The sequence below is a fragment of the Gordonia sp. DT219 genome (assembly GCF_049847065.1).
Taxonomy (GTDB): Bacteria; Actinomycetota; Actinomycetes; order Mycobacteriales; family Mycobacteriaceae; genus Gordonia.
This window is the reverse complement of the sequence record NZ_JBNCNR010000002.1, coordinates 80,803-104,344: the sequence shown is the minus strand read 5'-3', so window position 1 is coordinate 104,344 and position 23,542 is coordinate 80,803. Positions and strand designations below refer to the sequence as shown.

General features: G+C 67.0%; 19 protein-coding genes and 1 pseudogene. 5 read left to right on the top strand and 15 right to left on the bottom strand.

The window, feature by feature from the left end; translation table 11 throughout:
* Positions 1 to 32: 32 nt before the first annotated feature.
* The 3 genes from ACPXB3_RS03840 to ACPXB3_RS03830 form a co-directional block, all read right to left on the bottom strand.
* Positions 33 to 971 carry an EamA family transporter gene (locus ACPXB3_RS03840; protein ID WP_425726514.1) on the bottom strand — a complete coding sequence of 313 codons (939 nt, stop codon included), beginning with the start codon at positions 969 to 971 and terminating at the stop codon, positions 33 to 35.
* Positions 972 to 1,092: 121 nt separating this feature from the next.
* Positions 1,093 to 2,115: an LLM class flavin-dependent oxidoreductase gene (locus ACPXB3_RS03835; RefSeq protein ID WP_425726512.1), complete on the bottom strand. Its 1,023-nt coding sequence runs from the start codon at positions 2,113 to 2,115 to the stop codon at positions 1,093 to 1,095.
* Between the two features lie 8 nt (positions 2,116 to 2,123).
* On the bottom strand, positions 2,124 to 2,288 hold the full coding sequence (locus tag ACPXB3_RS03830) for a hypothetical protein (RefSeq protein ID WP_425726510.1): 165 nt from the start codon (positions 2,286 to 2,288) through the stop codon (positions 2,124 to 2,126).
* A gap of 60 nt (positions 2,289 to 2,348) precedes the next feature.
* On the opposite strand from ACPXB3_RS03830, the gene ACPXB3_RS03825 reads away from it, so the two are divergent.
* The gene (locus ACPXB3_RS03825) at positions 2,349 to 3,239 is read left to right on the top strand and encodes a LysR family transcriptional regulator (protein ID WP_425726508.1); all 891 of its coding nucleotides are present in this window, start codon (positions 2,349 to 2,351) and stop codon (positions 3,237 to 3,239) included.
* Between the two features lie 63 nt (positions 3,240 to 3,302).
* On the opposite strand, the gene ACPXB3_RS03820 is transcribed toward ACPXB3_RS03825, so the two are convergent.
* Together ACPXB3_RS03820 and ACPXB3_RS03815 are read right to left on the bottom strand one after the other, a co-directional pair.
* The gene (locus ACPXB3_RS03820; RefSeq protein ID WP_425726506.1) at positions 3,303 to 3,860 is read right to left on the bottom strand and encodes an RES domain-containing protein; all 558 of its coding nucleotides are present in this window, start codon (positions 3,858 to 3,860) and stop codon (positions 3,303 to 3,305) included.
* 3 nt (positions 3,861 to 3,863) lie between these two features.
* A complete protein-coding gene (locus ACPXB3_RS03815; protein WP_425705993.1) occupies positions 3,864 to 4,289 on the bottom strand; it encodes an antitoxin Xre/MbcA/ParS toxin-binding domain-containing protein in 426 nt (141 codons plus the stop codon).
* Between the two features lie 134 nt (positions 4,290 to 4,423).
* On the opposite strand from ACPXB3_RS03815, the pseudogene ACPXB3_RS03810 reads away from it, so the two are divergent.
* Positions 4,424 to 5,335: pseudogene (locus ACPXB3_RS03810) on the top strand (MFS transporter); the annotation flags it as partial.
* A gap of 34 nt (positions 5,336 to 5,369) precedes the next feature.
* Here the strand turns inward: ACPXB3_RS03810 and ACPXB3_RS03805 are convergent.
* The 4 genes from ACPXB3_RS03805 to ACPXB3_RS03790 all read right to left on the bottom strand — a co-directional run bounded on the left by ACPXB3_RS03805 (position 5,370) and on the right by ACPXB3_RS03790 (position 11,419).
* Positions 5,370 to 7,445, bottom strand: a complete 2,076-nt coding sequence (locus ACPXB3_RS03805) for a neutral/alkaline non-lysosomal ceramidase N-terminal domain-containing protein (RefSeq protein WP_425726504.1) — start codon at positions 7,443 to 7,445, stop codon at positions 5,370 to 5,372.
* Positions 7,442 to 8,086 carry a TetR/AcrR family transcriptional regulator gene (locus tag ACPXB3_RS03800; protein ID WP_425726502.1) on the bottom strand — a complete coding sequence of 215 codons (645 nt, stop codon included), beginning with the start codon at positions 8,084 to 8,086 and terminating at the stop codon, positions 7,442 to 7,444. Before ACPXB3_RS03800 ends, ACPXB3_RS03805 begins: the two co-directional genes overlap by 4 nt.
* A gap of 304 nt (positions 8,087 to 8,390) precedes the next feature.
* Entirely contained in the window at positions 8,391 to 10,286 is a 1,896-nt protein-coding gene (locus tag ACPXB3_RS03795) for an alkyl/aryl-sulfatase (protein WP_425726500.1), read from the bottom strand.
* Positions 10,287 to 10,405: 119 nt separating this feature from the next.
* On the bottom strand, positions 10,406 to 11,419 hold the full coding sequence (locus ACPXB3_RS03790; RefSeq protein WP_425726498.1) for a TIGR00341 family protein: 1,014 nt from the start codon (positions 11,417 to 11,419) through the stop codon (positions 10,406 to 10,408).
* A 169-nt stretch (positions 11,420 to 11,588) separates the two neighbouring features.
* Between ACPXB3_RS03790 and ACPXB3_RS03785 the strand changes: the two genes are divergently transcribed.
* Complete coding sequence (locus tag ACPXB3_RS03785; RefSeq protein ID WP_425726496.1) at positions 11,589 to 13,211, top strand: MFS transporter; 1,623 nt, start codon at positions 11,589 to 11,591, stop codon at positions 13,209 to 13,211.
* Positions 13,212 to 13,230: 19 nt separating this feature from the next.
* On the opposite strand, the gene ACPXB3_RS03780 is transcribed toward ACPXB3_RS03785, so the two are convergent.
* Positions 13,231 to 15,813, bottom strand: coding sequence for a LuxR C-terminal-related transcriptional regulator (locus ACPXB3_RS03780; RefSeq protein ID WP_425726494.1), 2,583 nt, complete (start codon positions 15,811 to 15,813; stop codon positions 13,231 to 13,233).
* 224 nt (positions 15,814 to 16,037) lie between these two features.
* Between ACPXB3_RS03780 and ACPXB3_RS03775 the strand changes: the two genes are divergently transcribed.
* Positions 16,038 to 16,970 (top strand): LLM class F420-dependent oxidoreductase, encoded by a 933-nt coding sequence (locus ACPXB3_RS03775; protein ID WP_425726492.1) that lies wholly within the window; start codon positions 16,038 to 16,040, stop codon positions 16,968 to 16,970.
* Between the two features lie 112 nt (positions 16,971 to 17,082).
* Here the strand turns inward: ACPXB3_RS03775 and ACPXB3_RS03770 are convergent, their stop codons facing one another.
* The 5 genes from ACPXB3_RS03770 to ACPXB3_RS03750 all read right to left on the bottom strand — a co-directional run bounded on the left by ACPXB3_RS03770 (position 17,083) and on the right by ACPXB3_RS03750 (position 22,667).
* Positions 17,083 to 19,731, bottom strand: coding sequence for an MFS transporter (locus tag ACPXB3_RS03770; RefSeq protein ID WP_425726490.1), 2,649 nt, complete (start codon positions 19,729 to 19,731; stop codon positions 17,083 to 17,085).
* A gap of 82 nt (positions 19,732 to 19,813) precedes the next feature.
* A complete protein-coding gene (locus tag ACPXB3_RS03765; RefSeq protein WP_425706002.1) occupies positions 19,814 to 20,623 on the bottom strand; it encodes a YceI family protein in 810 nt (269 codons plus the stop codon).
* Positions 20,620 to 21,423 (bottom strand): MSCRAMM family protein, encoded by an 804-nt coding sequence (locus ACPXB3_RS03760; RefSeq protein WP_425706003.1) that lies wholly within the window; start codon positions 21,421 to 21,423, stop codon positions 20,620 to 20,622. The genes ACPXB3_RS03765 and ACPXB3_RS03760 overlap by 4 nt, the downstream gene beginning before the upstream one ends.
* Positions 21,423 to 21,914: a MarR family winged helix-turn-helix transcriptional regulator gene (locus tag ACPXB3_RS03755; RefSeq protein WP_425706004.1), complete on the bottom strand. Its 492-nt coding sequence runs from the start codon at positions 21,912 to 21,914 to the stop codon at positions 21,423 to 21,425. The genes ACPXB3_RS03760 and ACPXB3_RS03755 overlap by 1 nt, the downstream gene beginning before the upstream one ends.
* Before the next feature lie 168 nt (positions 21,915 to 22,082).
* Positions 22,083 to 22,667: a TetR/AcrR family transcriptional regulator gene (locus ACPXB3_RS03750; protein WP_425706005.1), complete on the bottom strand. Its 585-nt coding sequence runs from the start codon at positions 22,665 to 22,667 to the stop codon at positions 22,083 to 22,085.
* 62 nt (positions 22,668 to 22,729) lie between these two features.
* Between ACPXB3_RS03750 and ACPXB3_RS03745 the strand changes: the two genes are divergently transcribed.
* Complete coding sequence (locus tag ACPXB3_RS03745; protein ID WP_425706006.1) at positions 22,730 to 23,506, top strand: SDR family NAD(P)-dependent oxidoreductase; 777 nt, start codon at positions 22,730 to 22,732, stop codon at positions 23,504 to 23,506.
* The last annotated feature ends 36 nt before the right edge of the window (positions 23,507 to 23,542 follow it).

The following is a 23,542-nucleotide window of genomic DNA, read 5'->3' as shown; positions in this document are numbered from 1 at the left end:
GCTCTGGAGGTGCCGCGCAGTCGGAACGCCGGTCACTGTGTGACGGATGCGGGTCGAGGTGACGGTGCCTCTGCGGCCCGCACCCTCGACCGCGGCGCCGCCAGGATTCCGGCGGCGCATCCGGCGATGACCAGTGCGGCACCGGCGATCTCGATGCCGCCGGGCACCTCGCCGAGCAGTAGCCAGGAGGCGCTGATGCCGACGACAGGCACCAGCAGTGAAAGCGGTGCGACTCGACTGGCCTCGTACCGTTTCATCAGCATCGTCCACAGTCCGGAGCCGACGATGGTGCCCAACAACACCACGTAGGCGAGTCCGACGAGGGCGATCAGTCCGGATGAGGAGCCCAGGGTCGTGAGCGACTCGAGGTCGGCAGTGGGGCCCTCGGTGGCAAAGCTTAACGCCAAGAACGGGATCGGCGGCACCACCGACATCCATAAAGTCATCCGCAGCGCGTCGTCGGGCCGGGCCAGGCGGCTGCCGATGTTGCCGAACGCCCACGACAGACCGGCCATGACGGTGAGCACCATCGGGATGACGATGCCCAAGCCGATCGACGAGTGTCCCGCACGGTCGACGCCGATGATGACGATCCCGGCGACGGCCACCGCGATACCGAGGATCTGCGCGGGCACCAGCCGTTCGCGCAGGAAGAACACACCCAGCAGGACGGTGAACGGCGCCGAGGTCTGTAGAACCAGCGAGGCCAGTCCGGTCGGCATGCCGAGTTCCATGGCGAGAAACAGGAACGCGAACTGCCCGAACCCGAACCCCAACGCGTACAGCAGGAACCAGCGCATCCGAACCCGAGGGAATCGGACGAACAGCACCACCGGGACGGCCATCACGCCGAAGCGCAGCGCCGCGAAGAAGAACGGCGGGAAGTGGTCGAGACCCACTCGGATGGCGATGAAGTTGAGGCCCCAGAGAACGACGACGGTCAGGCCGAGCAGGCGGTCGCGAGTGGTCATGGCATCCATCGTCGAGGCGCAATCGATGAAGCACAATCGAATTCTTTTACATCAACAATTCAGGAATGCTTCACCGGTCACCTGTTGTCGCAACCAGGCTGTGGCGGATCCTCGAAAGGTTTCAGCGCCAGCCGAGTCCGGGTGCCACCTCGGTGAGGATCGCCTCGATGACGTGTGCGTTGTAGTCGACGCCGAGTTGGTTGGGCACCGTCAGCAGTAGCGTGTCCGCAGCGGCGATGGCCTCGTCCTCGCGGAGTTGCTCGATGAGTTTGTCGGGCTCGTCGGCGTAGCTGCGGCCGAAGCGTGCCAGACCGCCGTCGATGTGCCCGACCTGATCGGTGCTCGAGCGATCACGTCCGAAGTAGGCGCGATCCATGTCGCTCACCAGTGGGAAGATGCTGCGGCTCACCGACACTCGTGGCTCGTGCGGGTGTCCCGCGGACTTCCAGGCGTCGCGGAAGCGGCGGATCTGTTCGGCCTGCAATTCGTGGAAGGGCACGCCGGTGTCCTCGGTGAGCAGCGTCGAGGACATGAGGTGCATGCCTTGCTCGGCGGTCCATTCGGCGGTCGCGCGGCTGCCGGCACCCCACCAGATGCGGTCGCGCAGCCCTGGTGACTGCGGCTCGATGCCCAGCGGGCCCGGCGGGTTGGGGAACATCGGGGACGGGTTCGGTTCGGCGAAGCGTGCACCGTCGATGACCTTGAGGAAGACGTCGGTGTGGGCGCGTGCCATGTCGGCGTCGGACTGGCCCTCGGCGGGGACATAGCCGAAGTACTTGTAGCCCTCGATGACCTGTTCCGGCGATCCGCGGCTGATCCCGAGCTGCAGCCGGCCGCCCGCGATGAGGTCGGCCGCGCCCGCGTCTTCGGCCATGTACATCGGATTCTCGTAGCGCATGTCGATGACGCCGGTGCCGATCTCGATGCGGTCGGTCTTGGCGCCGACGGCTGCCAGCAGCGGGAACGGGGAGCCGAGCTGCCGTGCGAAGTGATGCACCCGGAAGTATGCGCCGTCGGCGCCGAGTTCCTCCGCGGCGACGGCGAGGTCGATCGACTGCAGCAGGGTGTCGGCGGCCGTGCGGGTCTGTGAACCCGGCGACGGTGACCAGTGTCCGAAGGAGAGGAAGCCGATGTTCTTGCTCATGACACCAGTTAACCGGACTCTGGTCCGGATTGTTCCATGAGGGTGGGCAGCCGCGCGAGATTCGCGGCGACCGTCTCGGCGTCACGGTCGAACTCCTCGTCGGAGAGGGCGAGTTGGCGGATGGTGAAGAGCACCTCCGAACCGTCGGGATGTCTCACGCGACGACTGCGCATACCTCCATGATGGATTCCGGGCCCGGCTTCCGTGGGCATTCGAGGCCTTATGATCCCGACATGGAGGTTCGTCGGCTGCGTCTGCTGCGGGAATTCGCCGATCGCGGATCGATCGGCGCGGTCGCCGACGCGTTGCACATGACGCCGTCGGCGGTGTCACAGCAACTCAAGGTGCTGGCCGAGGAGGCCGGGGTGGCGTTGCTCGAACCGGACGGGCGACGTATCCGGTTGACCGGTGCGGGGCAGGCGCTGGTGTTGCGCGCCGACGACGTCATCGCGGCGGTCGAACGCGCACAAGACGAGATGGCGTCGTACCGATCCGGACACGCATCGGTGCGGCTGGCGATGTTCCCGTCCGGTGCGTCGCTGCTGTTGCCCGACGTGCTGACGCGGGCGAAGTCGTCGGGCACCGACGCCTACGCCTTTCACCTCGACGTCGGATATGCCGAGGCGGCAACGGCATTGGCCGATTTCGACATCGTCGTCACCCATCGCGACGAACGCATGCCGACTCGGACGGACCCCCGGGTCGCGGTCACCGAACTGATGCGCGAGCCCCTCGACGTGATCGTCGCGCGCACCTCGGATCTGGCCGCTCACCGACGTGTCACCGTGTCCGAACTCGCCGACCGGGACTGGATCAGCGTGCTCGGCGGATTTCCCGTCGACGATGTGCTCCAGTCGATTTCCGCGTTGACCGGTGTGGCACCGCGGGTGACCCAACGCATGCTCGACTTCGCCACCATCGAGTCGCTGGTCGCCGCCGACCATGGGATCGCGCTGATGCCACGACATGCGACGCGCGACCCGGGAGTGGTTCGCCTGGAACTCAAGGGAGTTCGGGCGGCACGCGTCTACGAGGCGCTGACGCGTCCGCACCCGCGCGCTGCGATCGCGGCGGTCGTCGACGGTCTGGCCGCGGTGGCCGCCGACGTCGCGCGCACGCCGTGAACGGCACCCACCGAGGTGGGCCACAGCATGGCCAGTGCGCCCAGGCGACGGACCGGTTGCGGGTCAACGTATCTCGCGGTAGAGGGCGCGACCGGCGTCGACGATTGCCGGGTGGTCGATGGTCAGTGGTTCGACGCGTTCGAGTGTGGGGCGTTGCCAGCAGCCCAGCACGGTCCAGAAGGGCCGGTGAAATGACCACCACTGCACGGCCTGCCAGCGCCGCCCGTCGATCGCCGCATCGTGTTGAGACCAGATGCGGTGTCCCCATGCCGAAGTGACTGCAAGGTTGCGGGCAACGACCTGGGTAGGCCGCAGCTGCTGCTCGACGAGCCGGTGCGGGTCGTCGAGATCGCACACGCGCAGATCGTCGGGGAGTCTGAACACGGCCAAGGCCCGGCGCGCGCCCGCGATGAACGGGACATCGAACATGTCGTCGGTCCAGCGGGAGAGGTTGCCGAACGACTCGCCGCAAGCGCCGGCGGCTTCGCGCGCCAGATACCACGTGTAGTAGTCGGGATGGTCGACGCGCCCGCCGCGTTGCGGCCGATGCTCATAGAGCGGATGGCCGGGCCTACCCGCTTTGGCGCCGGCGAGATAAGGGAACACTCGATAGACGAGCACGGGTCAGGCGGCCCCGCCCCAGGTCTCGGCATCCAGGGCATCCAAGACGCGTGCGACTCCGTCCTGCTGCAGAACATCGACCGGCCGCGCGCCGTCGAGGAACGCGTTGGGGCTCTCGATCCAGATGGCCGCAGCCTCCGGTCCCCACACCAGCCGCGCGCGGGCGTAGACGTGGTCGAGGTCGATGAGCGCGGCCGCCGCCGCGGGCCCAGGGCGTTCCTTGCCGCTTGCCCATCGGGATGGCTGCGACGGGCTGACCCCGATCAGGGCCGCCAATCGGGCGCCGGAGAACGCGCTGCTGAGCGCTTGCACGCGAAACGCGGCGACGGGGTCATCACCCGCCGAGCCCGGCGACTTCTTCGTCGTGGCACTGCGGCCGCGAGCGGAGCGCTGTTGTCGTACCGGGGTGGAGGGGCGCGTCGTGGTCATGGCCCCATACTACCCAAGGAAAACATTGGGTGGGCGCGGCGACTTGTAAAGCTTCGGCAAGTGGAGCAACTGCGTCTCTGGGGCAGAACTGCTCACGAACATCGCCCGCCGACCGTGGCGGCATCGGAGGCTCTGTGGGTGGCCACGACCGGACACCGCGCCGACGCCCAGGGGCGAGTCCGCCGCGCTCGGCGCTGGTGCTGGCGGCCCTGATCATCGTGGCCGGCGTCGCCAACATCAATCTGTCCGTGGCCAACGTGGCGCTGCCGGACATCGGGAAATCGCTCGATGCGAGTTCGACGCAGCTCAATCTCATCGCGGTCGGCTATTCGCTCGGCCTGGCCGCGTCGGTGCTGTACTTCGGTGTGCTCGGCGACCGCCACGGTCGGCGTCGGTTGCTCATCGCGGGCATGCTGCTCACCCTGCCCGCATCGCTCATCGCCGGATTCGCCACCGACCCCGACGTTCTCTTCGGTGCGCGGGTACTCGGCGGCATCGCGGCGGGGCTGGCCATCGCGGCCTGGTCGGCGGTCGGCGGGGCGATCTCGGCGTGCGGGCCGCTGGTGTCCGGGGCGTTACCGGAGAAGTTCGCCTGGCATTCGGTGTTCTTCTTGACGGTGCCGCTGGCAGTGATCGCCCTCGTCGGCGCGTGGTGGGTGGTGCCCAAGGACGGCGGTGACACCGAGGTCGTCGTCGACAACATCGGGGGCGTCGTCTCGATCGTCCTGGTCGGCGCCACGGTTCTCGCGATCAATTTCGCGCCACTGCACAACATGGCCACGACCGTCTGGATCCTCGCCGCGGTCGCGGTGGTCGCGGCGATCCTGTTCGTGTGGCGCCAGTTGCGAATAGCAGTGCCGCTCTACGACTTCCGGATCGCAGCACGGCCGACGTTCTGGGTGGCGGCGGTCGGCGGCATCGTCATCTTCGGCACGTTGATGGGTGCGATGTACGTCGGGCAGCAGTATCTGCAGAACGCGCTCGGCTATTCGACGCTGGCGGCCGGCGCGATCGTGTTGCCCGCCGCGGCGACGATGGTCGTGGTCCTCGCTGCGCTTTTCTCCGGCCCGACTCGGGTGGTCAGCTCACGTCGAAGGCCGGGCTGACACCGGTGATCGTGGTCAGCCGCCCGGACGCCGACTTGGCGTCGCCGAAGTACCGGATCCGGTGACGCCCCTTGGTGTCCTGCGGGATTCGCCACGAGATGGTGATGACCGACGCGGATGCCTGGCCGTCCGGGCGCTTCCAGTCGAGTTCACCGGACGGCCCGTCGTCGTCCTCGGCGGTGACCCAGCGTCCCCCGTCGAAGCGCTCGATCACGTAGTAGCCGTCGCCCGGCCGGGATCCGTCGGCGGCCACGCGATGCACCCGATTGCTCGGATGGGCGCCGGAGAACGATACCGTCGCAGTCTGTCCGGCCGTGTATCGCGGCTTCGGCGCGGTGGTGACGGCGCCGAAGGTGGTGCCGCGCACCGGGCTATCGGCGGGAACCGGGGTGAGCAGCTCGGGTTGCGCGCCGCTGGTGTCGGTGGGCACCGGGGCGGGCGCGAGGCGTCGGCCGGTGGCCATGGCGCGGGCCAGCCGGTCGAACTCCTGCATGTAGGCGCACAGTGTGTACCGGCCGAACAACGTCTCGCCGCCCTCGTATTGCTGGGACAGGTACTCCTCGGGCGTCGTCACGTATTGGCTGTACGCATTCGAATATCCCTGCATCAGCACATTTTCCAGCGGCACACCGAGAGCGTCGGCGACGACGCGCCGGATCCGCAGGCCGGCGACGATGGTGTACTCGGCAGGTCCGCCGGCGAGTACGAGATCGCCGATCCGGATCAACTGGATCGGCAGCACCTGCTGAATCCAGGGCCGAGGTGGCAGATAGCCGAGTGGAAAGAGGTCGAGCTTGGGTGCCTGGATGGCGGTGGCCCACGCGGGCGGGGTGGCGGTGGTGTCGACGCCGAGTGCCCGTGCGAAGGGCAGCACCATGCCCTCGTGCAGGAAGCTCAATTGACTCCGGGTGTTGTCCTCGGTGCTGGTGGCCGCGGCACCGGCGCCCATGATGGCGGGCGTGGTCCGCGCGGGTTTGCCGTCGGGGGTGTAGTGCCCGTCGATGGGCACATCGGCGAGGTCGATGAATCGGTAGGCATAGGAGAGGCCGCCGGTCACCGGCCGCGATGCGGCGAAAGCCCGTTGGCCGGCCCGGTATTGACGCTCACCGATCATCGCGCGGTTGGTGCGGTGATCGCCCGTCGGGCCACCCGGGTGCATCTTGCGCACCCACAGGTTCGGTGTCATGTCCCCGGCATTGGTCTGTGGAAAGGCCGCCACCACTGCGGGATCCGCACTTTCGGCCAGGTACGAGGCAAACCCCTTGTTGTCGCTGGAGATGAGGGTGTTCGCATCGGTCAGCGAGGTGCCGTGGGTGGCGAACCAGGTGATCTCGCCGATCACGCTGCCGGACTGGCGCAGTCGCAGGGAGGTGACCTGCGGGTCGATGTGGTCGGGGAAGTGCTTTTGGTCAGCGGCGGGGTTGCGGACGAACGCCTCCGGCGAACGGTTGGCGCTGGCGTCGTGGAGATCGCTGTGCCCGAGTTCGAGCGTGCCCGGCGCCAGACTGTGATGTGCGGCGGTGATGGCCTCGACGATGCCGTCGACCTCGGCGCGGTATGAATTCTCTTGATGTCCCAGTGCGGCAAGAATATACGCGTAGTCCCAGGCGGTGCCACCACACGAGTTGTGGTTGTGGGTGGCGTTGAGATTGACGTTCTCCTGGGTGTAGATGTTTCCGAAACGTTCGGCGAGGGCCTTCATCACACCGACCCGATGGGACTCGAAGATGCACGCGAGGTCGGCGTTGACGAACGCTACGCGTTTGCCGGTCGCGGCGTCGGCGATGATGTAGGCCCGCGCCCACACCCGCTGCAGCAGTCCGCTGGCGACCTGGGAGAGATCGGAATAGCCCATCATGCCCTGTCCGGCAATGGCTCCGGTGATGTCGCCGCGGCCGGCGCCGACGAGATAGCCCGTCGACGGCGCCGCATGTGCACGCCCGGTGGCGGAAGTCGTTGCGGCGGCGGCCACTCCGAGTGCGGTCACGCCCGCTGCGCCGGCCAGCAGCCCGCGGCGTGACAGTGATGGTGAGTGGGGCGGGGTCGTCATCGTCGGTGGTGTTCCTCTGTGTTGTCGGCGGTCTCCGTAGAAGCTGGATCTGCGAGGGGAATCGCCATGGCGGCGAAGGTGGTTGCCAGAACCGCGATATGCCTGCGCGCGGCGGCACTGTCGCGGTCGGTGAGCCACGACAGTGTCAGCCCGTCGAGCGAGGAGGTCACCATGTGTGCCAGCTCCTCGACGGGCATGCTCCAGCGCAGCTGCATCGTCGTCGCGATGAAGGTCAGGGCGTCGGCGACGGCCGAGCGGTAGGTGGCCCATTGTCGTCGCCCGGCATCGGGGTCATGCCGCATCGCATGGGTGGCGACCTCCAGGAGTGCGATCTCGCGTCTCGGATCACGCTCCAGCAGCCGCAGGTAGGAGTCCATGGCGGTGGTCAGCACCTCATCGACTCCGATGTCGGGCGCCGAGAGCTCGATGCTGAGCAGGGCCCCGAGCCGTTCGGCGCCGGTGATCTCCTCGATGACCGCGCTGATCAGGGCCTCGCGCGAGGAGAAGATGTAGAACAGGGCGCCCTGTGGCATGCCCGCCTCGCCCACGATGGCGCGTGTCGTCGCAGCGGCGAGCCCGTCGCGCGCGATCACCCGGATCGCGGCATCGATCAGCTCGGTACGTCTCTCGTCGAACGTCATCCGGCGCATCGAGAACCCCCACTCCGAACTCGCGCCCGCGAGTTGACCACATGATCAGTTGATCGTTTGGTCAACCATGCCGCACCGATGACGATCTGTCCCGGCAACCGAGATATTTTCTCGGCACCGTCGGGGATTCGGCGGTGTATCGAGCGTTGGCCTGCGGTCGGTAGCCTCGTCGGCAGACCCTTTGGGTGAGAAGTACACCGCGACGAAATATAACGTGCAGCTATAGCGACGGCCGCGACGATAATCGTCACGGCCGTCGCTATAGGTGCACGTTATATTTCGTCTGCCGCGGCCATCACGGCGTGACGATGGCGAAGTCCGTGTCGGGGGAGTCCAGGTAGCCGGCGAGACTCGTGAAGAGCGTGGCGTCGCCGTCTATCTGGATGAGGCCGTCGGCCACGGCCTGTTGGGTGTCGGCACCGGCCAAGATGATGCCCAGTAGTGCTGGGCGGGTACCGCTGATCGTGAGTCCGGCCGACGCCGCGGCGGCGTCGATATCGTGATGCACGAGCACGCCGTTACGCAATTCGCTGCGGTAGAAACGGTTTTCATCGGTGATGCGCCAGTCGATGACGATGTGCGCGTCCCATGCCGCCGGACCGTTGACGCGCAACGCCACCGCGTCGAACAGCTGCTCCACCGTCAGCGCGGCGGCGATGTCGGGGGCGGCCGCGGTGGTCGGGGTGCCGATGGGGCCGTGGCGGAGCTCGTAGGCGCCCATCAGGTAGAAGTTGCGCCAGGTGCCGTTCTCCGATCCGTACCCCAGCTGTTCGAGGGTGTCGGCCTGCAGGGCCTTCGCGGCTGCGTTGTCGGGGTCGGCGAAGATGACGTAGTTGAGTACGGTGGCGACCCAGCGGAAATCGCCATCGTCGAACGACTTTCGTGCCTTCTCGAGCACCGCATCGGCGCCGCCCATGAACTCGACGTGCCGGACGGCCGACTCGACCGGCGGATGCTCCCACAAGTGAGCCGGATTGCCGTCGAACCACCCCATGTACCGCTGGTAGATGGCTTTGACGTTGTGGCTCACCGAACCGTAGTAGCCGTGGGTGTGCCAGGCGTTCGCCAGCGTGGGCGGGAGTTCGATGTCCTCGGCGATCTCGAGACCGGTCCGACCCTGATTGAGAGCGCGCAGCGTCTGGTCGTGCAGATAGCCGTACAGATCACGTTGCAGAGCAAGGAATTCGGTGAGATCGTCGGTGCCCCAGGTGGGCCAGTGGTGCGACGCGAACAGCACGTCCGAGCGGCCGGCGAACGTGTTGATGGCCTCGGTGAGATACTTCGACCACACGTGGGGGTCGCGCACCAGCGCTCCGCGCAGGGTCAGCAGGTTGTGCAGGGTGTGCGTGGCGTTCTCGGCCATGCACAGTGCCCGCATCTGCGGGAAGTAGAAATTCATCTCCGCGGGGGCCTCGGTGCCCGGGGTCAGCTGGAATTCGATCTGGACCCCGTCGAGCGTCTCGGTGTGGCCGGTGACGGAGATGTCGCGGGTCGGCACGATCAACGTGGCCGTACCTGTCGACGTCGACTGACCCAACCCCGCACCGATCGCGCCGCGCGGACCCCGCGGCAGTGCCGCGCCATACATGTACGCGGAACGACGGCCCATAGCCGTTCCGGCGTAGACATTTTCGGCCACCGCATGTTCGACCATCCCGGCGGGCGCGAGAACCACGCAGTCGCCGGCGTCGACGGCCTCCTGGGTCGTCACCCCCTTGACACCGCCGAAGTGGTCGATGTGTGAATGCGTGTAGATGACCGCGACCACCGGACGGTCACCGCGGTGGCGCCGGTAGAGGGCCAGCCCCGCCGCGGACGTCTCCTGGGAGATGAGCGGGTCGATCACGATGACGCCCGTATCGCCCTCCACGATCGTCATGTTGGAGAGATCGAAGCCGCGGATCTGGTAGATGCGATCGGTGACCTCGTACAAGCCGTGCTTGGCCACCAGGCCGGATTGCCGCCAGAGACTCGGGTTGGCGGTGGGTGGGCAGTCGTCGCCCAGGAAGGAGAATTCGGCACAGTCCCAGACCGCGGTGCCGTCGGCATCGGGGATGATCGGCGAGTCGAGGGCAGCGACGAATCCGCGGTCCGCGGCGGTCTGGTCGGCGGTGTCGCCAAAGGGAAGCGTCGAACGGAGCTGGTCATTGGCCCGGGAAATGCTCGGGTCGGCTTCACGGGTATCTGTCATGTCAGTCACCTTCACCTCGGGATTGCGGGTATCAGCCGTGCTGCCCCAGCCTTGTGTCGCACGTAGGTGGTGTCAACACCCGCATGGGGTGAAAACGCGGTGCTCGGTCGGTGGTGATCTCAGTTGGCCGACTCCCGGCTGCCGGTGGTGTGGACGACCACGAGCTGCGGGTCCCACGGGACGAGTCCGTCGACGGTCCGGTGCAGCGAATCGATCGGGGGTAACGCACCGGGGGCCAGCACGTTCACCGTCACGGTGTCGCCGCTCCACGCCACATCGGTCACCTCGGCCGACGCAACACCGGCGGAATCGAGCCAGTCCCGGGTGGCGTCGGCGACTTGGCCGGCCCACAGGGAGGTGAGTGAATTGATCACCATCGGCACCGCGACGACGACCAGCGCGACGAGCAACACGGTGTAGGCGCGTGCCCGGCGCGGTGCGGAGTGTGGTGCAGCCGATCGGGGCGTCGAATCTGCCTCGGGCCGTGCGATTCCGGCGACCGTGAACACGATGACGGCGGTGATGACCATTGCCACCACATTCGAGGCGAACAGCACGAAGGCGCCGAGCGCCAACGAGGGCGCCCCCGACCCCAGACATACCCCGACCACTCCGAGCGGTGGTACCAGGCTGATGGCGATCGCCACCCCCGGCAGTACGTCACCGACGTCGCGGCGGGTCACCGCGACGGCACCGACGAGCCCGGTCGCCAACGCGGCGACGAGGTCCACCACAGTCGGTGAGGTGCGGCCCTGCACCTGCGAATTGGTGAGCACGTTGGTGGGATTGGGCAACACCTGGGCGAACAGCACACCGAGTACGGTCACCACGACGACGCCGGCAAGGACATAGGCCACGCTCGTTGCCACCAGCCGTCCACGGCCACTGACGATGCCCAGGCCGATGCCGAGAATCGGAGTCGACAGTGGCGCAACGATCATGGCACCGATGACGGTGGCGGTGCTGTCGCCGATCACGCCGGCGACCGCGATGATCGCCGACAAGGTCAGCATGATCCAGAATGCCGACTGCTTCGACCGGACGTCACCGGAATTCAGGTCGAGGCGGTCGACGAGCTCGTCGAGTGTTCGGCGTTGCCGTTCTGGGATGAGGTGCGCCGCGATGCCGAACACGATGCCTCCTCCGCACGGCCGGGCACGACTGCCCGAGTGGCGATATCAGCCGAGAATAGGTAGTCGGCGCGGCCCGTTCACGCACAACGTGCGGAATCGGCGGCCTGGGATCGGCAATTCACCCCGAAGGTATGACAGCTCAGCTGCGACAGATGCTTACCTTTGCGTGATGACACGCTGGTCGGTACTGATCATCTTGTGTGCCGCACAGTTCATCATGGTGCTGGATACCACGGTGATGAACGTGTCGGTCGCCGATGTCGTCGCCGATCTCGACACCTCGATCACGCAGGTGCAGTTGGCGATCACGCTCTACACACTCGTCATGGGTTCGTTCATGTTGCTCGGCGGACGCCTCGGAGACATTTTCGGCCGCAAACGGATCTTCGGTGTCGGACTCCTCGTCTACGGCGCCGGTTCGCTGATCACCGCGTTCAGCCCGTCGCTCGGGTGGCTGTTGTTCGGCTGGTCTTTCGTCGAAGGTGCCGGGGCGGTGCTGGTGATGCCGGCGATCATCTCGCTGACCGCGACCAACTACACCGGCAAGGACCGCGCCACCGCATATGGTGCGCTCGGCGGAATCGCCGCCGCCGGTGCCGCCGCCGGCCCGCTGATCGGCGGGTGGGTGACCGAGGCGCTGACGTGGCGGGTGGTCTTCGGCGCCGAAACGGTCGTGTGTGTCGGGGTGGTGGCGTGCCTGCGCCTGATCACCGACGGCAAACCCGACCCGAATCGGGAAATCGACTGGGGCGGAGCGGCGTTGTCATCACTCGGACTCGGTCTGGTGGTGCTGGGATTGCTGCAGGCGGGCACCTGGGGGCTGTTCCGGCCGACGGGCGCGCTCACCGTCGCCGGGCACGAGATCACCCCGTTCGGTTTCTCGGTCGTTCCGTTCATGATCGCGGCGGGCCTGTTCGTGCTGGCGTGCTTCCTCCGCTGGGAGCGCCGCCGGATCAAGGGCGGGCACAAGCCGCTGATGAATCCGGCTCTCTTGCGTCGGCTGCAGTTGCGCAATGGTCTGGTGATGCTCGTCGCGCAGCAGACGATCATCGGCGGGGTGTTCTTCGTCATCCCGATCTACTTGCAATACGTGCTGGGCCACAACGCTTTCGAGACGGGGATCAAGCTGGCACCGATGTCGATCGCCATGCTGATTGCGGCGTTCTCCGGACCTGTTCTGGGACACAAGCTCTCACCACGGGCGATCGTCACATCCGGTCTCGTCCTCGTCGTCATCGGTTCGGTGATCCTGGTGTCGACGATCGAACCGGAGCTGAACGGCGCCCTGTTCGCGGTGGGCATGGCGATCTTCGGCGCCGGCTTCGGTTTCGTTGCCTCGCAACTCGGCAACGTGATCATGTCGTCGGCGAAGGACAGCGAGCGCGGTGAGGCGGGCGGACTGCAGGGTACCGCCCAGAACATCGGCATGTCCGTCGGTGTGGCGATGATCGGTGCACTGCTCATCAGCGCACTCGGTGCCGGTTTCGACCATGCGGCGCAGAGCGATCCGGCAATCTCGGCGCAGACGAAGGCGGTCATCGCCACCGAGACCGACGACGGGATCGACATCCTCGCACGTGATCAGCTCGACGACGTGGCCGCCGCCCACCACGTCCCGGCGTCGGAGGTGAATGCCCTGATCGACCACTACGTCGACGCGCAGCTCATGGCCATCAAGGCGGCCCTGCTGCTGGCGATCGTGTTCGCGGCGTTCGGGTTGCTCATCGCCCAGCGGTTGCCCCGGGTGCCCGGCGTCCAGCTGGGAACGGTGACCGGTGCCGCGGCCGCGTAGCCGAACAGTCGCCGTCTCGTCAGCGTGCGGCAACTCCGACGACACGTACCGCTCCCCGACGGTTGGTGACCCCGAGCTTGCGGTAGAGCGACCGGCAGTGCGTTTTGAGGGTGTTCGGTGAGATGAACAGCGCATCGGCGATCTCGTTCACCGTCATCGGCATCCGAAGGTATTCGAGCACCTCGTGCTCGCGTCTGGTCAGCGGGCTCGAGACACCGGCGGAGCGGTGCGACAACGACATTCGCCGAGACAGGGCTTCTGCGAGGAAGAGCGGGGCCGAGCCGCGGGACACGTGCGCGTCGAGGAGCTCGGTGGTCGCAAGATCGGTGTTGTCCAAGAACGGCAGCATGATGCGCTCCGGCTCGGCAACCGCCAGCGACTTTCCGAGCAGCCGATGTGCCCGGTCGCGGTCGCCGGACTGCCAGGCGATCACGGCGTGCGTCAACGAAGCATAGGCGCGAACATAGGACGGCAGTTCCGGCGCCTCGAGGCCCTCGAGGAAGCGCCGCGACCAATCGAGTTCACCGAGCCGGCGCAGCATGCCCGCGAACAAGGCCCGGGAGACCGGCACTGCGGGGATCTGCTCGATCTCGGTGGCCATCCGTCGGACCGTGTCACCGTCGCCCTTGAATTCGGCAGCCCGGGCGAATGCCAGACGCCGGTACACCGGCCAGGGCACGCCGTGCAGGAATTCATCGGCCACCGACTCCGCGCCGGTCTCTGCGTCGGGCAGCGCGGTGCCGTCGTGCAGAACGGCCGCGGTGATCACGCGGTACAACCGGGCGAGCGGCGGATAGCCGTCCATCGTTCGGGACTGCCTGTCTCGCGAGAAGAATTCCAGTGCGGTGTCGAGCTCGCCCGTCCAGAAATTGAACCAGCCGCGCGTGAAATTGCTTATCCCGACGTCGTAGTAGTCCCATTCGCCGCCATCTCGGCCGCGATCGGCGGACGCGCTGATCGTCTCGGCGATCTCGGTGAACCGGCCGGCGAAGGCCAGGGCGAACGCGTGGTTGCTCTCGGCGCGCTGCGCGAGGGTGGCGAGTCCGGCGGCGCGGCATTCCTCGATCGCCGTGCGTATCAAGGCCACCCCGCGGTCGGCGTCGCTCCGGAGCCGGGGTGCCGTCCAACCGACCACGAATGCGCAACCGGCACGCAGAACGGGACGCATGTGCTCGACGGCCACCGGATCGTCGAGTATTGCGACAACCCGATCATGGGCGGCCACCAGGCAGGTGTGATCGTCCGCGTAGAGGATAGTTGTCAGCGCGGCGGTCAGCTCGAGCCGCGCGTCCGGCCCGCGCTCGAACTGCGCGCACGCGTCATCGAACAATCGGCGGGCACCGAGCATGTCCCCGCGGATCGCCCGGCAGCAGGCCCGGATGAACGTCAGGTGGCACAGATGGGCCGGATTGTCGGTGTGTTCGGCGAGCGAAGTCGCGGTCGCCTCGGTCGGCGTGGCACCCGAGGAGATGACCAGGCCGACCCAGTTGTCGACGAGGATGTCGACGGCGCGTCCGGCATCGTCGGCGAGCAGCGACAGCCGGGCGGCGAGCAGGGGATCGGTATCGCGCAGGTGTTCGGCGGCGGACTCGCGCGCCTTGCGTTGCCGGTCCGGATCGGTGCGCGTCAGGACCCGCCGACAGTGTTCGACGAACAGCGAATGCCACGCGTAGACGGTCGTCGATCGGGCGGTGTCGCTGTAGCGGCTCAGGAACAACCCCCGGCGGACACACTCCTCGATCAGTGCGGCGGCATCTGAGCGACCGGTCAGGGTGGTGGCGAGTTCGGTATCGAACCGCGCGGTGGTGGTCGTGTCGAGAATGAACTCCGAGAGTTCGGTCGGCAGGGGCGCGAGGATCTCGTCGGCGACGTAGTCGGTCAGCAGCGACTCGGGATCGCCGCCGTCCAGCGATGCAGCCCGGCCGCCCATGCGGGACGCGTAGACCGCAATGGGCCAGCCACCGGTGGCGGTCCACACATGGCCAGGATCGAATTGCGGTCCGGCATCGACGCAGGCACGCTCGACCTCGTCGAGGGTGAACGTGAGTTCCGACGCGCCGATCACCCCGCACACACCATGCAGGATCGCGCGGCTGACGCTGCGGCTCAACGTGCTGTGCCCGATCAGCACGATCGACAACCGCGCCGGACCGTGCTCCAGCAGGTCCGCGATGGCCGGATCGGCGAGCGCGTCGGCCGCGCGGTGGGCGTCGTCGAGGACCAAGACGACGCGCTGACCGATCTCGTCCACCGTGGCGGCGAATCCGGCCGGGCTCGTCGATGTCGAAGGAGTGTGCAGTGCGGCGACGGCCGGGTGGTCGCGTAGCTGCGGCAACCGGCTGACGGAGCTGATCATCCCGCGGAGTAGCTCACCTGGGTCGTTCTCGGTGTGTGGGACCGACAACCACGCCACCGGGAGGTCGCTCGATCGTGCCCAGTCGGCGACGGCCACGGTCTTGCCGTGTCCGGACGGGGCGTTCACCGCCACGACACGGTGGCGGCCGAGCAGGTCGGCCAGCCGATCACTGAGTCGTTCACGCTCGATGGTGTCGGGCCGTGGCCGCGGGATCGCGGTGAGGTACCACGGGACGGGCTGCCACATCGACGACGAATCCACTACGCCCCCTGTCTTCCCTCGAACGCCCCGTTGTGGTTGCATCCCGAACCTCGAAGTTCCGATGAGCAATCGGTGCGGTGAAGTCTAGGCCACCCGACGCCGTGTCACTATTCGGATCGGAGGTGGTCGGGTCATCCGTCCGTTGCTGTCGCGAGATCGCCGTGCGGGCCCGCACATGTAACGGTGGCCGGCTGAGTACGTTGATCAGAGTGGACTTCAGAATATTTACCGAACCCCAGCAAGGCGCCGACTACGATCAGCTGCTCGCCGTCGCCAAGGCGACCGAGGACCTCGGATTCGACGCGTTCTTCCGGTCGGATCACTTTGGCGCGATGGGGGATGGCGATGGTCTTCCGGGGCCGACCGACTCGTGGGTGACGCTGGCCGGACTGGCCCGGGAGACCAGTCGCATCCGGCTGGGCACGCTGGTCACCTCGGCGACCTTCCGCCTTCCTGGCCCGCTGGCGATCTCGGTGGCGCAGGTCGACCAGATGAGTGGTGGGCGTGTCGAATTCGGGCTCGGCTCCGGGTGGTTCGAGGACGAGCACCTCGCCTATGGCATTCCGTTCCCGTCGGTGGGGGAGCGTTTCGAGCGGTTCGAGGAATCGCTCGAGATCATCACCGGGCTCTGGGGCACGCCGGTCGGCGAGTACTTCGACCACGATGGCCGCTACTACTCGTTGAAGAACTCGCCGGCGCTGCCCAAGCCGGTGCAGACGCCGCGTCCGCCGATCATCATCGGCGGGAAGGGCAAGGCCCGTACCCCGGCCATCGCCGCGCGCTTCGCCGACGAGTTCAACATCCCTTTCGAGCCCGTTGACGTCGTCGCCGCACAGTACGACAGGGTGCGCTCGGCGTGTGCTGCGGCCGGGCGCGACGCCGACGAGCTCACCTACTCGGTGGCCCTCGTGTTGTGTTGCGGCCGAACCGAAGACGAGATCGCGCGGCGTGCACAGGCCATCGGCCGTGACGTCGCCGAGCTACGGGAGAACGGTGCCGCAGGCACGCCCGACGAGGTGGTCGAGGCCATCGGCCGGTACCGCGACATCGGCGCGAGCCGTGTCTACCTGCAAACGCTCGATCTGTCCGACCTCGATCACCTCGACCTGGTCGCGAAAGAAGTTGTGCCGCAGCTCGGTTAGCATCCCGACGGCACCACCCTCGGCTCGGACGCGAACGCGCGGCGTACCCGGACTCCGGATACGCCGCGCGTTCTTGTGTATTCAGTTGTGGTGCATTACCGAAGGGGTGACCTCACGGCACCGACGGGCGGTCGACGCCGAGTCGGATGTCGACGTTGGTGCGTTCACCGGTGACGATGCGCGCCTGCACTGCGGTCGGCTCATACATGTTGGCCACCAACGTGAACTGGGTGTCGGTGAGCCCCTCGATGCGGTAGCGGCCGTCGTTGTCGGTGGTGACCGACGCGACGATCGTCTGATCCGGACCGATCGCCGAGACGGTCGCCCCGGCGAGCGGACTGCCGTCGACGGTTCGCACCGTGCCCTGCACGCCACCGGTCGCCGTCAGCACGATCTCGGCCTCGCCACCCACGCCGGACTCGACGGTGATGAGCTGGCTCGACGGCTGATAGCCGGGCGCCGACGCGGTCACTGCCACGGTGTCGCCGACGGTGAGTCCCGTGATCGTGAACCGGCCGTCCGAACCGGCGTGCGCATTGGCGACGACCGCACCCGACTGGTCGGTGACGACCAGGTTCGCGGGCAGCGGACGCTGGGCGTCACGCACCGAACCACGCAGTGCCGCACCACCTCCGAGCGTGAAGTCACGCCGGAACACCAGCTCGCCGACGACCGAGACGGCCAGTGCCCGCGGCGCCAGTCCGGGAGCGGTGGCGATCACCGTGTACGTGCCGTCCGGCAGGTCGGTGACCGCGTAGGAACCGTCGTGATGTACGGCGGTGGCTCCGATCTGATGGCCACGCAGATCGGTGACGGTGATCGCCGCATCGACGGCGGGTTTGCCGTCGGTGGAGGTGATCAGTCCGGCGATCCGTGGCCGCACCGACGTGCTGCCGGCTTCACCGGTGGAGGTGAGACGGTGCCGTGGTGCGGCGGCCGCGCGGGTGGATTCCGTCTCGGTGACCAGCTCGGCCGGGGTACCGAACCCGGCGTCGGCGGCAACCGCCGCCAATTCTGCTCCGACTGTCTCCGGGACTGCCGGCTTCTTCGACGAACCGGTGAACAGTGAGGCGATGCCGCCGATGACGCAGCAGATCAGGGCGAAGGTGAACGCGGCGGTCAGACCGTCGGAGAACGGATCGCTGATCAGGTGCGGGAAGAAGTCGAGCCCGGTGAGGTGATCGACAGTTGCGCTCGGAAGCCCGTTCAGCGCTTGCCCGGCAACGTGCTGAATGGGGTTGTAGCCGAGGAACGCGGCGAACAGGATACCGACGGTCGGGATGTGTGCGATGCCGTTCGCGGCCTGCGCCGGCATGCCGTTCTGCGTCAGACCGCTGAACATCGCGTCGGGCAGGTGAGCGCTGAGGCCGGCGATCATCAGCGAGAAGAACAGGCCGATGGAGAGCACCATCGCGGCGTTCTGGAACGTCGTCATCATCCCGGCGCCCGAGCCGCGAGAGTTGACCGGCAGGCTGTTCATCACCTCGGCGCGGTTGGGCGAGGCGAACAAGCCCATGCCGATGCCGTTGATGAGCAGGATCAGTGCGAAGACCCAGTAGTTGAAGTCGACGGGGATCGCGATCAAAGCGGCGAAGGTGCCTGCGGTGATGAACATGCCCAGCGTGGTGAACCACTTGGTACCGAGCTTGTCCGAGAGCGCGCCGGAGACGGGTGCGCTGAGCAGGAAGCCGATGGTCATGGGGACCATGTAGATGCCGGCCCACAGCGGGGTTTGCGAGTAGTCGTAACCGTGCTGGGGCAGCCAGATTCCCTGCAGCCAGATGATCAGGATGAACTGCAGACCACCACGGCCGATCGACGCCATCAGATTGGCGAGGTTACCGAAGGCGAACGAGCGGTCCTTGAACAGCGACAATTCGAAAAGTGGACTGGCCACGCGGGTTTCGATGAGCACGAAGATGGCCAGCACGATGACGCCACCGATCAGGCCGGTCAGCACCCAGGGGTTGGACCAGCCCATGTTGGAGCTGCCGTAGGGCTGGATGCCGTAGGTGATGGCGACCAGGATCGCGATCAGGCCGATCGCGAAGGTGGCGTTGCCCCACCAGTCCATCTTGGCGTGCTTGCGTTCGCCGAGGTCGTGCAGCTTCAGGTAGGCCCAGATGGTGCCGATGACACCGAAGGGCACCGAGACCAAAAAGATGTAGTGCCACTGGATCGGGGCGAGCAGGCCGCCGATGAGCAGGCCGAGGAACGAGCCGGCGATGGCGGCGACACCGTTGATGCCCATGGCCAATCCGCGCTGGTTGGCAGGGAAGGCGTCGGTGAGGATGGCCGAGGAGTTGGCCATCAGGAACGCGCCGCCGACGCCCTGGACGATGCGCCAGACGATCAGCCAGATGGCCGCCGCACTGCCGTCGAACCAGGTGATCGCCAAGAAGACCGAGGAGATGGTGAAGACGGCAAAGCCCATGTTGTACATGCGCGCTCGGCCGAACATGTCACCGAGGCGGCCGAAGCTCACCACGAGAACGGCGGTGACGACGAGGAAGCCCATCATCATCCACAGCAGATAGCTGGTGTTCTGCGACTCCAGCGGGTCGAGGTGGATGCCCTTGAAGATGTCGGGCAGTGCGATCAGCACGATCGAGGAATTGATGGTGGCGATCAGCATGCCCAACGTGGTGTTGGACAGCGCGATCCACTTGTAGTGGGGGCCGAGTTCTTCCAGCGTCCGGTGCCTGGACCGACGTGGTGGTCCGGCAGCGGCGCCGGCCTCGGCGACTGCTTGGTTGGACATGTGTTGCCTTTCAGATCAATACGTCACAATTGCGCGGAAACGTCGACGGTGACTTCCCGCGAGTGCTGGGTCGGTGGAGACGTCAGTCGCCGGTTCGGACCGCCTCGACTTCGAGTGTGATCGTTGCGGTGCCCCCGATCTGGGCGACACCGGTGATCAACGTGTCGTCGAAGCTGATACCGAAGTCCTTGCGGTGCAACGTTCCCGTTGCCTGGAACGCTGCCCGTCGTCCGCCCCACGGATCGTCGACCTCGCCCTGATAGCTCAGTTCGAGTTCGACCGGAACGGCATGCTCGCGCAGCGTCAATGTGCCTGCCAGCGTCCACGCCTCGTCATCGCGCGGGGTAACGCCTTCGGCGGTGAAGGTCGCCACCGGATGGCGTTCGACGTCGAAGAACGCGTCCGAGCGCAGATGCTCGTCGCGCGTCCGGTTGTCGGTGTCGATGCTCGCGGTCTTGATCTCGGCGACCACCGAGGACCGCTCGACCGATTGCGGTACGTCGATGTGTCCGGTGAAGTCGGCGAAGCGTCCACGGATGCTGGAGATCCCGAAGTGCCGCACGCTGATCTCGAGCAACGAGTGCCCGGGGTCGATCTCCCAGTGCCCGGCGGTCGGAGTGGGTGCGTCGCCGGATCGCACGGCGGTGATCTGCCCGATGTTGACGGTCCCGGCACCGGTGACCACGGCGACTCGCGCCGTCGGCTGATAGCCCTCGGCGCCGACGACCACGGTGTAGGTGCCGGTGTCGAGCTGGTCGGCGACCGCGGTGCCGCTGTCGTCGGAGCGGGCCACGGCCCGTTGTTCTCCGGTGTCGCTCATGACTGTCATGACGGCATTGGGCACCGGTCGGCCCGATGTGGTGACCACCTTGGTGGTGATGGAACTGGTCATGCCTGACCCCTTGCGCCCAAGACGAATTCGTGGTTGACGACCCGGCCGGCCTCGACGTCGATGCTCGCTGCGACCGGTGTGTAGCCGTTGGCGATGACGGTGTAGTCGCCGGGGACGAGATTGGCGAACAGGTAGCGGCCGAGGTCGTCGGTGAGGGTGCTCGCGGCCATCTCGCCTGCATCGTTGAGCAGGGCCACCTGACTATGTGCGACTGGGCCGCCCGTTCCGGTGGCGCCGTCGCTGATCACGCCGGCGAGTTCGGCGGCGGTGCGCACCACGATGGCGACCTCGCTGCCATCGGCGAGGTTGACGGTCTGGGCGACCGGATCGCAGCCGGCGGCGGTGACGATGACGGTGAAGGTGTCGTCGCCGAGCCCACCGATCTCCCAGCGGCCGGTGCCGTCGGTGATCGTCGTGGCCAGGATCTGACCCGCGCGGTCGGCGATGGCGATGGTCGCCTTGGCCACCGGCTCGCCGGTTGCCGACGTGGTGACGCTCCCGGAGAGGGCGGCCATCGAGGCAAGGGTGATCTCGGTGTCGACGGGCGTCGTCCCGACTGTCACCGTGACGGCGGCGGGGTCATGGCCGGTCGCCGACACCGCGAGCACGTAGTGACCGGCGGTGGCGACCTGCACGCTGAAGGTCCCGTCGGCGCTGCTGACGGTGCGGGCGGCCTGGCTGCCGCCGGGGTCGATGACGGTGACCGTCGCGTCGGCGATCGCGGTGCCATCCGGGCGGTGCACATCGCCCTGGATCAGGCCGACTGCCGCGCTCTTGTGGCCGTTGACGGTGGGTTCCATCAGGCTCCTTCCTCTGCAGTTTCTGTGTGGATGGTGGGGTGTTCGAGATCGCACAACGTATCGGCGAGCAATCGCATCGAGCGGCTGACCACGGCACGGTCGGCGGTATCAAGCCGGCCCAGAGCCGCCTCGAACAGTTCCGACTGCCGTGACGATGCGCCGCGCATGTACTCGTATCCGGTGTCGGTGGGCGCCAGCAGGCTGGCGCGGCCATCGTGCGGGTCGGTGGTGCGGGCCACCATTCCGGATTGTTCGAGACATGCGACGACGCGCGACATCGTCGGCCCGGCGACCGACTCGCGCGCGGCGAGTTCGGTGGCACGGATCGGCGTGTTCTGCGCGATCGCCCAGAGCGCCGAGAGCTGCCCGGGGGACAGCGGCTCGTGACTCGAACGCGAACGCACCGCCCGGCCGATCCGGATCAGGTCGCGATGAACCGCGGCCGCATCGCTGATAGTCGCGACAGGCGCGGCGTCGGACATCTCGTCCATGGCTCACCACCGAAGGGTTGATAGTTGCACAACGTAACTAATTACTTAGCTAGCCTAAGCGAAGCGATGGCCGGAAAGCACGCCGATATCGTGTGATGTGGGTGACATTGCGGGCAAATACCCGCTGGTAAACAAGAAGATTCGGACATACGCGGCAGTCGGTGCGAGCTATCCGCTCCGCAGATGATCGAACATGACGCCGAGCACGGCCTCGAGGTGTGCGGTGTCGCCGGTGGTGCGAAGGACGGTGACGCCACCCTGAATGCCGGCGATGAAGGCGGCGGCGAGGCGCTCGGCGTCGAGGTCGGGGCGCACCAGGGCGGCGTCCTGCATGGAGACGATGCCGCGGCGAACATATGACTGCCATCGCCGCAATAGCGCCGTGGCCACCTCCGCCGTGCCGGGCCCTGACCCGAGTTGACTGGTGAGAGCGGCCAGGGGGCACTGCGGACCCTGTGCCCGATACCGCTCGATCAGGACGCTGCGCCACTGGTCCCACGCCTCCCACGAGTCGAGCGCGCTCAGATACGGTTGCTGATCGTCGAGCACCCGGTCGGCCTCCCGGTGGGCGACCTCCAGCCAGAGCTGCTCCTTGCCGCCTGGAAAGTAGTGGAACAGTTGGCTTTTGCTCGTCTGCGTCACGGCGCGAACGTCATCGAGAGTCACCCCGCCGGGATCGTTGCTCCGGAGGTAGGTGGCGACCTCGTCGACGATGCGCGCACGAGTGGCCAGTCCCTTGGTGGTGAAAGCCATGTCCTGCACCGTACGCGGTTTTGGACTTGCTGGTCCAAAAATGCGTGTCTACCGTCGCTCACATGCCAGGAAAACTCGACCACACATCAGCTCTGATCACCGGCTCGACCAGCAACATCGGTCGCGCCATCGCCTACCGGTTCGCGGCCGACGGCGCGTATGTCCTCGTGTCCGGCCGCGATGAACGACGGGGCGCCGAGGTCGTCGCCCAGATCCGCGAACGCGGTGGCAGCGCCGACTTCGTCCGCGCCGACCTCGACGGCAGCCCTGCCGCAAGCCGGGCCCTCGCCGACGACGCCCTCGCGCTGACCGGCGGACGTCTCGATGTCCTCGTCAACAATGCGGGGATCTTCCCCGCGTCGACGACGCTCACCGCCGACGGCGCGACCTTCGACCGGGTCTACGGCGTCAACGTGAAGGCGCCGTTCTTCCTCGTCCAGGCGCTCGCGCCGGTGATGGCCGCAGCCGGTGGTGGGGCCATCATCAATCTCGGTAGCTGGGTATCCCGACTCGGGATCGGGTCCGGAGCGTTGTACGCATCGACCAAGGGTGCGCTCGAAACCCTCACGCGCGCATGGTCTGCCGAGTTCGCCGCGGACAACATCCGGGTCAACGCCGTCTCCCCGGGCGTCATTCGCACCCCCGACCTACCCGACGACGTCGAATACCCGGGAGAGGCCCTGATGGTCGGTACGCCGGCCGCTCGGGCCGGACATCCCGACGACATCGCCGCCGCCGCAGCGTATTTGGCCTCCGACGACGCCAGGTTCGTGCACGGAACGGTGCTCGACGTCGACGGCGGGCGGGTGGGGGTGGCGGTCATCGCGGAAGCCTCCTGACCCCGCCGTCGGTGCCACGGGGTACCGGTGAATTCT